The organism is Ralstonia sp. ASV6, from assembly GCF_016429285.1.
GTDB lineage: Bacteria > Pseudomonadota > Gammaproteobacteria > Burkholderiales > Burkholderiaceae > Ralstonia > Ralstonia flaminis.
On the sequence record NZ_JAELUI010000177.1, the window covers coordinates 1 to 9,260 of the forward strand.

General features: G+C 63.5%; 9 protein-coding genes. 5 read left to right on the plus strand and 4 right to left on the minus strand.

Annotated elements, in window-relative coordinates:
- Positions 1 to 1,684 (minus strand): ATP-dependent DNA helicase RecG (gene recG / locus JHD73_RS24390; protein WP_199032757.1); only part of this gene is annotated, 1,684 nt, incomplete at its 3' end.
- A gap of 92 nt (positions 1,685 to 1,776) precedes the next feature.
- Between recG and queA the strand changes: the two genes are divergently transcribed.
- The 5 genes from queA (at position 1,777) to secF (ending at position 7,489) form a co-directional block, all read left to right on the plus strand.
- Complete coding sequence (queA, locus tag JHD73_RS24395) at positions 1,777 to 2,838, plus strand: tRNA preQ1(34) S-adenosylmethionine ribosyltransferase-isomerase QueA (protein WP_199032758.1); 1,062 nt, start codon at positions 1,777 to 1,779, stop codon at positions 2,836 to 2,838.
- Between the two features lie 2 nt (positions 2,839 to 2,840).
- On the plus strand, positions 2,841 to 3,992 hold the full coding sequence (gene tgt, locus JHD73_RS24400) for a tRNA guanosine(34) transglycosylase Tgt (protein WP_199032759.1): 1,152 nt from the start codon (positions 2,841 to 2,843) through the stop codon (positions 3,990 to 3,992).
- A 108-nt stretch (positions 3,993 to 4,100) separates the two neighbouring features.
- A complete protein-coding gene (gene yajC / locus JHD73_RS24405; protein WP_031329700.1) occupies positions 4,101 to 4,430 on the plus strand; it encodes a preprotein translocase subunit YajC in 330 nt (109 codons plus the stop codon).
- A gap of 121 nt (positions 4,431 to 4,551) precedes the next feature.
- Positions 4,552 to 6,444: a protein translocase subunit SecD gene (secD, locus tag JHD73_RS24410; RefSeq protein ID WP_199032760.1), complete on the plus strand. Its 1,893-nt coding sequence runs from the start codon at positions 4,552 to 4,554 to the stop codon at positions 6,442 to 6,444.
- A gap of 76 nt (positions 6,445 to 6,520) precedes the next feature.
- Entirely contained in the window at positions 6,521 to 7,489 is a 969-nt protein-coding gene (gene secF, locus JHD73_RS24415; RefSeq protein WP_199032761.1) for a protein translocase subunit SecF, read from the plus strand.
- A gap of 131 nt (positions 7,490 to 7,620) precedes the next feature.
- On the opposite strand, the gene JHD73_RS24420 is transcribed toward secF, so the two are convergent.
- The 3 genes from JHD73_RS24420 to JHD73_RS24430 form a co-directional block, all read right to left on the minus strand.
- Positions 7,621 to 8,217 carry a YceI family protein gene (locus tag JHD73_RS24420; protein ID WP_199032762.1) on the minus strand — a complete coding sequence of 199 codons (597 nt, stop codon included), beginning with the start codon at positions 8,215 to 8,217 and terminating at the stop codon, positions 7,621 to 7,623.
- Positions 8,218 to 8,278: 61 nt separating this feature from the next.
- On the minus strand, positions 8,279 to 8,845 hold the full coding sequence (locus JHD73_RS24425) for a YceI family protein (protein WP_199032764.1): 567 nt from the start codon (positions 8,843 to 8,845) through the stop codon (positions 8,279 to 8,281).
- 103 nt (positions 8,846 to 8,948) lie between these two features.
- Positions 8,949 to 9,260, minus strand: a 312-nt coding sequence (locus JHD73_RS24430; protein WP_199032763.1) for a cytochrome b, incomplete at its 5' end; no start/stop codon positions are given.

Sequence of the window (9,260 nt, forward strand, 5' to 3'; positions counted from 1 at the left end):
GGCCGTGCACCAGGCCCACCTTCAAACCAGCAAGGCTTTGAGAGAGTGTCTCGAAGGTCTCCACCGCCGTTTGCAACTGCAGTGCTTCACTCTCTTCAATCAGCGGGCATACCCAGTAGACCTGTCGCCCCTCTTGCGCGGCGGCATGGATGCGCTCGATCACCTCGTCGCGGCGTGCGTCGTTCACCAGCCGCGTGACGATTGGCGTGCGCCCCGGCGGCAATTCGTCGATGGCCGAGACGTCGAGGTCGGCGTAGTACGTCATCGCCAGCGTGCGCGGGATGGGCGTGGCCGACATCATCAACTGGTGCGGCACCTGGGCGTTGGCGGCGACAGGTGCGTCGCCATGACTTGCCTTGACGCCGGATTTACCACGTAGGGCCAACCGCTGCGCGACACCAAAGCGATGCTGTTCATCCACCACGGCCAGGCCAAGGCGTGCGAACGTCACCGTGTCTTGAATCAGCGCGTGCGTGCCGATCACAAGTTGCGCCGAGCCGTCCGCCACGCGTGCGGCTGCCTCGTCCTTCTGCTTGCGCTTGAGGCTGCCGGCCAGCCAGACAATGTCGACACCCAGCGGCGCAAGCCATGCGGAGAGCTTGCGGTAGTGCTGCTCGGCCAGCAGTTCAGTCGGCGCCATCAACGCGGCCTGCCAGCCGGCGTCGATGGCCTGGCACGCGGCCAACGCAGCGATGACGGTCTTGCCGCTGCCCACGTCGCCCTGCAGCAACCGCTGCATCGGATACGGGTGCGCGAGATCGGCGCGGATCTCTTCCCACACGCGGGCCTGGGCGCCGGTCAACTTGAAGGGCAGCGCATGCATGAAGCGCGCGAGCAGGCCGCCCTCGCCGCTGGCACGCAACACTGGCGCGTTGCGTGTGCGGCGTGCCGCCTGTGCCCGCTTGAGCGAGAGCTGCTGCGACAACAGCTCATCAAATTTGATGCGCAGCCACGCCGGGTGCGTGCGCTCGACCAAGCTGTGCTCATCCACGTCGGGCGTGGGCTGGTGCAGCAGGCGCACGGCTTCGGCGGGCGCCATCAGCTTGAGCGGCGCCAGCGGGCCGTTAATGAGGCTGTTCGGCACCGTTTCCGGCAGCGGCGTGCGTGCAAGCGTATTCAGGATTGCCTTGCGCAGATACGCCTGCGGCACGCCCGCCACGGTCGAATACACTGGCGTCAGACGATCGGGCAGCGGTTCATCGGGCGCCACGGTGCGCACGGTCGGGTGCACCATCTCCGCGCCAAAGAAGCCGCCGCGCACCTCGCCACGCACACGCAGTTGCACGCCTTCGGCCATCTGCTTGACCTGGCTGCCGTAGAAGTTGAGGAAGCGCAACACCAGTTCGCCCGAATCATCGGCGATGTGCACAACAAGTTGCCGGCGCGGCCGGAACGCCACTTCGTTGCGCGTGACCGTGCCTTCCACCTGCGCTGCCCAGCCAGTGTTGGCGCGCGCTGTGGCCTCGACGATGGTCAGGAGCGTGGTTTCGTCCTCGTAGCGCATCGGCAGATGCAGGACGAGATCAACGTCGCGGTGCAGGCCCAGCTTGGCGAGTTTGTCGGCCGGGCGCGCGGTCTTGGCCGGCTTGTCTGCCGGGGTCGCACGTTTTGGCTTCGGCGCCGGCGCGGTATCAGCGTCGGGCAGTGGAGCGGTATCAGCGGCGGAACGGGCGCGAGGCGGCACAGGACGTTTACAATGGCGAACTTTGCGGTTTCGCCCGATTGTACCGGCGCCGCTCTCTTCACTTGGCGCGATTCTTCAACCGCGCCCCATCCATGCTGACGCTGTCCGATTTCGATTTCGATCTGCCGCCCGAGTTGATCGCGCAAACCGCCCTGCCCGACCGCACCGCGAGCCGCCTGCTGGCTGTGCGCCGTGCCAAAGATGGCGTGCATTTTGATGACCGCCAGTTTGCCGATCTGGTCGACTACCTGCGCCCCGGCGACCTGCTGGTCTTCAATGACACCCGCGTCATCAAGGCCCGCTTCTTTGGCCACAAGGCCAGCGGCGGCAAGGTCGAGGTGCTGGTCGAGCGCCTGCTGGATGAGCACACCGTGCTGGCGCAGATCCGCTCCAGCAAGTCGCCGGTCGAGGGCACCACGCTGCGCTTGGCCGATGCCTTTGATGTGACGGTGGGCCCGCGCGCCGAACCGTTCTTCACGCTGCGCTTCCCGCAACCGGCGCTGGACCTGATCGAGCAGTACGGCCGCCTGCCGCTGCCGCCCTATATCGAGCACGATCCGGACAGCTTTGACGAGACGCGCTATCAGACCGTCTACGCACGCAACCCGGGTGCGGTGGCGGCGCCCACAGCCGGCCTGCATTTCGACGATGCGCTGTTTGCCGAGCTCGACGCCAGGGGCATCCAGCGTGGCTTCCTGACACTGCACGTGGGCGCCGGCACATTCCAGCCGGTGCGCGTGGAAAATATCGCCGAGCATCGCATGCACAGCGAGTGGTATGCCATCTCGCCCGAACTGGCCGAGGCCATCCGCGCCACGCGGGCGGCGGGTGGGCGCGTGATTGCCGTGGGAACCACGTCGATGCGTGCACTTGAATCCGCAGCCCAGCCCGACGGCACGCTCAATGCGGGCAGCGGCGAGACCGATATCTTCATCACCCCGGGTTACCGTTTCCGTGCGGTCGACGCGCTGGTGACCAATTTCCACCTGCCCAAATCGACGCTGTTGATGCTGGTATCGGCATTTGCCGGCATGGACGCCATCCGTGGCGCCTACCAGCACGCCATTGCCCAGCGCTACCGCTTCTTCAGCTACGGCGACGCCATGTTCCTCACGCGCGCGGAACGCAACCCCGCCGACACCCAATCTGCCTGACCATGCTCAAGTACGAACTGCTCACCACCGATGGCCTTGCCCGACGCGGCCGCATGACCCTGAACCACGGTGTCGTGGAAACACCCATCTTCATGCCGGTGGGCACCTATGGCGCGGTCAAGGCGATGTCGCCGGCGGAACTCAAGGAGATCGGCGCGCAGATCATCCTCGGCAACACCTTCCACCTGTGGCTGCGCCCAGGGCTGGAAGTAATGGATGCGCACAAAGGCCTGCACGGCTTCAATGGCTGGGATAAGCCCATCCTGACCGATTCGGGTGGTTTTCAGGTGTTTTCGCTGGGCGATCTGCGCAAAATCACCGAAGAAGGCGTGACATTCGCCTCGCCCATCAACGGCGACAAGCTGTTCCTGTCGCCCGAGATTTCCATGCAGATCCAGCGCCGGCTGAATTCGGACATCGTCATGCAGTTTGACGAATGCACGCCGTACCAGATCGATGGTCGCCCGGCCACCGAGGCAGAAGCCGCTGCGTCGATGCGCATGAGCCTGCGCTGGGCGCAACGCTCGCGCAACGAATTCGCGCGAGAGAACAACCCGAACGCGCTGTTCGGCATCGTCCAGGGCGGCATGTTCGAGCAGTTGCGCGACGAATCGCTGGCGGGTCTGCAAGCCATTGACGCCGATGCAGGCGGCCAGGGTTTCGGCGGCTATGCCATCGGCGGCCTGTCGGTGGGTGAGCCGAAGGAAGACATGATGCGCGTGCTGCAGCACGTGGCGCCGCGCCTGCCGGCCAACAAGCCGCATTACCTGATGGGCGTGGGCACGCCGGAAGACCTGGTGGCAGGCGTCGCTAGCGGCATCGACATGTTCGACTGCGTGATGCCCACCCGCAACGCGCGCAACGGCTGGCTGTTCACCCGCTTTGGCGACATCAAGATCAAGAATGCGGTGCACCGCAATGACCCACGCCCGCTGGACGAAACCTGCGGCTGCTACACCTGCCGCAATTTCTCGCGTGCCTACCTGCACCATCTGCAACGCGTGGGCGAAATCCTGGGTGCACGCCTGAACACCATCCACAACCTCTATTACTACCTGGAGCTGATGGCTGAGATGCGCGCCGCCATTGAGTCGCACAGCTTTGCCGCATTCCAGGTGCGCTTTGCCGCCGACCGGGCCCGCGGCGCACTCTGACACCCCCTTGACAGGACTGGCCATGCGCCCATTTGCCGCAAGGCGGCAATGGTAGAATGTTCGGTCCAATTTTTGACCGATTGACGACCCATTTACGGAGTTTTGACCGTGTTCCTCATTTCCGACGCTTACGCACAAACCGCCCCGGCGGGCGGCGCCGCCAGTGGCCTGATGAGCTTCCTGCCCATCATCCTGATGTTTGTGGTGCTGTGGTTCATCATGATCCGCCCGCAAATGAAGCGCCAGAAAGAAACCAAGGCCATGCTCGAAGCCCTGGCCAAGGGCGACGAAGTCGTCACCGCCGGCGGCATCCTGGGCAAGGTTGCCAAGGTGACCGAGCAGTTCGTGGTGGTTGAAATCGCTGCCAACACTGAAATCACCGTCCAGAAGAGCGCCGTGACGACTGTGCTGCCCAAGGGCACGCTCAAAGCGCTGTAATCCGGTATGACCGGCGCCCGAGCGTTGTACGCGGGCGCCGGAACCCCTGGCAGCGCCTATTCTAAGAATCCGCGCCCACGCCCGCATCGCTGACGGGCCGCCTCACCGCCATCCAAGCAAGATGAATCGCTATCCGCTCTGGAAATACCTTGTGATCCTGGTGGCGCTTGCCATCGGGTTCCTCTATACGCTGCCGAATTTCTTCGGTGAGGCGCCTGCCGTGCAGGTGTCCTCGGGCAAGGCCACCGTCAAGGTCGATTTGAACGTCCAGAAGCAGGTTGAGAGCCTGCTCGCTGCGGCCAACATCCAGCCCAACGGCGTGTTCTTCGACAACAACGGTACCTCGGCCAGCGTGCGTGTGCGCTTTGCCGACACCGACACGCAGCTCAAGGCCAAGGACATCCTGGCCCGCGGCCTGAACACCGACCAGACCGATCCGACCTACATCGTCGCGCTGAACCTGCTGTCGGGCTCGCCGCGCTGGCTGACCTCTATCCACGCCCTGCCGATGTTCCTGGGTCTGGACTTGCGTGGCGGCGTGCACTTCCTGCTGCAAGTCGACATGAACGGCGCGGTCACCAAGAAGCTCGACTCGCTGGCCGGTGACATCCGCACGCAACTGCGCGACAAGAGCATCCGCCACAACGGCATTGATCGCAGCGGCAACACCATCACCATCAAGTTCAGCAACGCCGACGACGCCGACCGCGCCCGTGGCGTGCTGGCGGATTCCACCCGTGAACTGGCCTACAGCGTCGACAAGACCGCTGACGGCGCCACGCTGACCGGCACCTTTACCGCGGCCGCGATGAAGGAAGTGCAGGACAACGCCGTCAAGCAGAACGTCGTGACGCTGCACAACCGCGTGAACGAACTGGGCGTGGCCGAACCGGTGATCCAGCAACAGGGCCCGGACCGCATCGTGGTCCAACTGCCCGGCGTGCAGGACACCGCCAAGGCCAAGGACATCATCGGCCGTACCGCCACGCTCGAAGCCCGCCTGGCCGACCCGAATGCGCCGCTCGTGCCGCGCGCCGGCGACCCGGTGCCCCTGGGCGACGAGCTCTTCACGCAAGGTCGCGGCGCTCCGGTGCTGCTGCAGAAGCAGGTGATCTTCACGGGTGACCGCATCACCAGCGCCTCGGCAGGCTTCGACCAGAACCACAATGCGTCGGTCGACATCACGCTCGACGGCCAGGGTGGCCGCATGCTGCGCGATGTCTCGCGTGACAACATCGGCAAGCGCATGGGCATCGTCCTGTTCGAAAAGGGCAAGGGCGAAGTGCTGACGGTGGCCACCATCCAGTCCGAACTGGGCTCGCGCTTCCAGATCACCGGCATGGGCTCGACCGAAGCTTCGGCCGACCTGGCGCTGCTGCTGCGCGCAGGCTCGCTGGCTGCGCCGATGGAGATCATTGAAGAGCGCACCATCGGCCCGTCGCTGGGTGCCGACAACATCCGCAAGGGCTTCGACTCGGCGTTGTACGGCTTCCTGGCGGTGTCAGTGTTCATGGTCCTGTACTACATGCTGTTCGGCGTGTTTTCGGTGGTGGCGCTGGGCGTGAACGTGTTCTTGCTGATTGCCGTGCTGTCGATGCTGCAGGCCACCCTCACGCTGCCGGGCATTGCCGCTATCGCGCTGGCACTGGGTATGGCCATTGACGCCAACGTGCTGATCAACGAGCGCATCCGCGAGGAGCTGCGCAACGGCGCCTCAGCCCAGATGGCGATTGCCGCGGGCTTCGAGCGTGCGTGGGCAACCATCGTGGACTCGAACGTCACCACGCTGATCGCGGGCCTGGCACTGATCGCCTTCGGCTCCGGTCCGGTCAAGGGCTTTGCCGTGGTGCACTGCCTGGGCATTCTGACTTCGATGTTCTCGGCGGTGTTCTTCAACCGCGCCCTGGTCAACCTGTGGTACGGCCGCCGCAAGAAGCTGCAAGGCCTGGCGATCGGCCAGATCTGGAAGCCGGGCAATACCGCCCCCAACGCACAGCCGCCGGTGAAGCAGTAAGGCACCTCACCCACAGACATCTCGCATAACCGGCACCGGCCCACGCTCTCGGGCCGGTTGCCACAAAGGGCAGACCATGGAGTTTTTCCGCATCCGCCGCGACATTCCGTTCATGAAGCACGCGTTGATCCTCAACGCGCTGTCGTTCATTACGTTTATCGCCGCTGTCTTCTTCCTGTTCCACAAGGGGCTGCACCTGTCGGTGGAGTTCACCGGCGGTACGGTGATGGAAGTCGCCTACACCCAGGCCGCTGATCTGCCGAAGGTCCGCGCCGACGTCGAGAAGCTCGGCTATGCCGACGCCCAGGTGCAGAACTTCGGCACCTCGCGCGACGTGATGATCCGCCTGCCGCTCAAGAGCGGCCCGGATGGCAAGCCCATCCCCTCGGCCGTGCAAAGCCAGCAGGTCATGACGGCTCTGAACGCCACCAACCCCGACGCCACGCTGCAGCGCGTTGAGTTTGTCGGCCCGCAGGTCGGCAAGGAACTCGCCACCGATGGCCTGCTGGCGCTGCTGTTCGTGGTAATCGGTATCGTCATCTACCTGTCGATCCGCTTCGAGTGGAAGTTTGCAGTGGCGGGCATCATCGCCAACCTGCACGACGTGGTCATCATCCTGGGCTTCTTCGCGTTCTTCCAGTGGGAGTTCTCGCTGTCGGTGCTGGCCGGTATCCTGGCGGTGCTGGGCTACTCGGTGAACGAGTCAGTCGTGATCTTCGACCGGATCCGCGAGGCGTTCCGCAAGTACCGCAAGATGAACACGCACGAGGTGATCGACCACGCGATTACCAGCACCATCTCGCGGACCATCATCACCCACGGCTCGACCGAAATGATGGTGCTGTCGATGCTGGTGTTCGGCGGCCCGACGCTGCACTACTTCGCTCTGGCGCTGACCATCGGTATCTTGTTTGGTATCTACTCGTCGGTGTTCGTGGCCGCCGCGCTGTGCATGTGGCTGGGCGTCAAGCGCGAAGACCTCGTCAAGTCCGAGAAGAAGGCCACTGGCCCGAACGATGATCCGAACTTCGGCGCGCAGGTCTAAGTACCCTCCCCAGTCGGTCAGGCAACAAGAAAAGCCCCGCAATCGCGGGGCTTTTTCTTTGGGTCGGAATTACCAATAAAAACGCCCCGGCCTTTGAGAGCCGGGGCGTTTTATTTGCCGCGCGTGGCAGCTTATTGCTGCGCGACGCTGGCGTCTTGCTTCAGGCCTTCCACCTGGATCTTCAGCTTGGTTTCCATGTTGAAACCGTAGGCCTTGCCGTAGTCGATGCCGAACTCGTCGCGGTTGAACTTCATCTCGGCGTCAGCGCCGCAGACTTCACGCTTGAGCATCGGGTGCTGCATGCACTTGAACGCGTCGATTTCCATCTTGACCGGCTTGGTCACGCCACGCAGCGTGAGCTGGCCTTCGGCTTCTGTCGGCACATCGCCCTTGAACTTGGTGAAGTTGCCCTTGAAGGTGGCAGTCGGGTACTTCGCCACGTCGAACATTTCAGCGCCCTTGGCGTGATCGTTCAGCTTGGCCATGCCGAAGTCGATGCTGTCGGTCTGCACCGTCACGTCGATGGTGCCTTTCTTGGCTTCGCGGTCCAGCGTGACGGAGCCGCTGGACTTGTCGAACTTGCCGCGCCACTTCGACAGGCCGCCCATGTGGTCGGCTTCAAAGCTCGGGTAGGTGTGAGTCGGGTCCAGTTGGTACGTGGCCGGTGCAGCAAACGCGGCGGTGGCGGCAACAGCAGACAGAGCAGCAACGAGGGTACGCAGTTTCATGTGAACTCCAGCAGGTAATGGGGGCGAAAACGAGAGCAAAAACGCGACGTTGAGGGGTGTATTACTTCTTGGCGATAACAACGCGGAACTTGATCGTCACATCATCGGCGACGACCGAGGTGTCCTTCCAATCGCCATCGCCGATCTTGAATGCATTGCGCTTGACGGGCAGCGCGCCTTCAAAGACCTGGGTGGCGCCGTCCTGCTTGAAGGTGACGGGTGCGGTCACGTCCTGCGTGACGCCCTTGATGGTCAGCTTGCCGACCACGTCCACCTTGCCATTGGCGCCCGGCTTGAATGCCGACGACACGAAGGTGGCCTTCGGATACTTGGCAGCGTCAAACCAATCCTTCTTCTTCAGCTCGTCGTTGTATTCCTTGCTGCCCACGTCGACGCTGTTGATGTCGATATCGACCTTGGCCGTGGACGCAGCCACGTTGGCCGGGTTGTAGTTCACGGTGGCGTCGAACTTGCCGAACTTGATGTCCATCGGCACGCCGAGTTGCTTACCGGTGGCCGTCACACTGCTCTTGGCAGCGTCCACCTGGGCGATGGCCGATACTGCCGCGATCGACAGCGCGCCAGCGGCAACCAGGGCGATAGCGCGGGGGCGCACAAAACGTTTCATCATCAGACTCCTTCGGTCAGGCCGGTCGTGCCGGCGGTCTTGGTCAGGATGGGAAGCCAGGGCACCGGCACACACCGGTGCGTTTGGAAATCAGCGCACGAATTCAGCGCAGGAAGGGCAGCATGCGTCGCAGCGTGCCGTCGCGGTCAACCATGTGGTGCTTGAGCGCGGCTAGGATATGCAGCACAACAATGGTGGCCATGGTCCAGTTCAACCACTGGTGCGCGAAGCTGAAGATGTCCTTGAGTGCATCGCTTTTCTCGAAGGGCATCGGCATTTCCCACACGCCAAGGTAGACAACCTTGATACCGGCCGCCACGCTCAACAGGTAGCCCGTCAGCGGCACCGCCAGAATCAGCAGATACAACACAAGGTGTGCACCTTCGGCAGCCCGATGCTGCCACTTCGGCATACC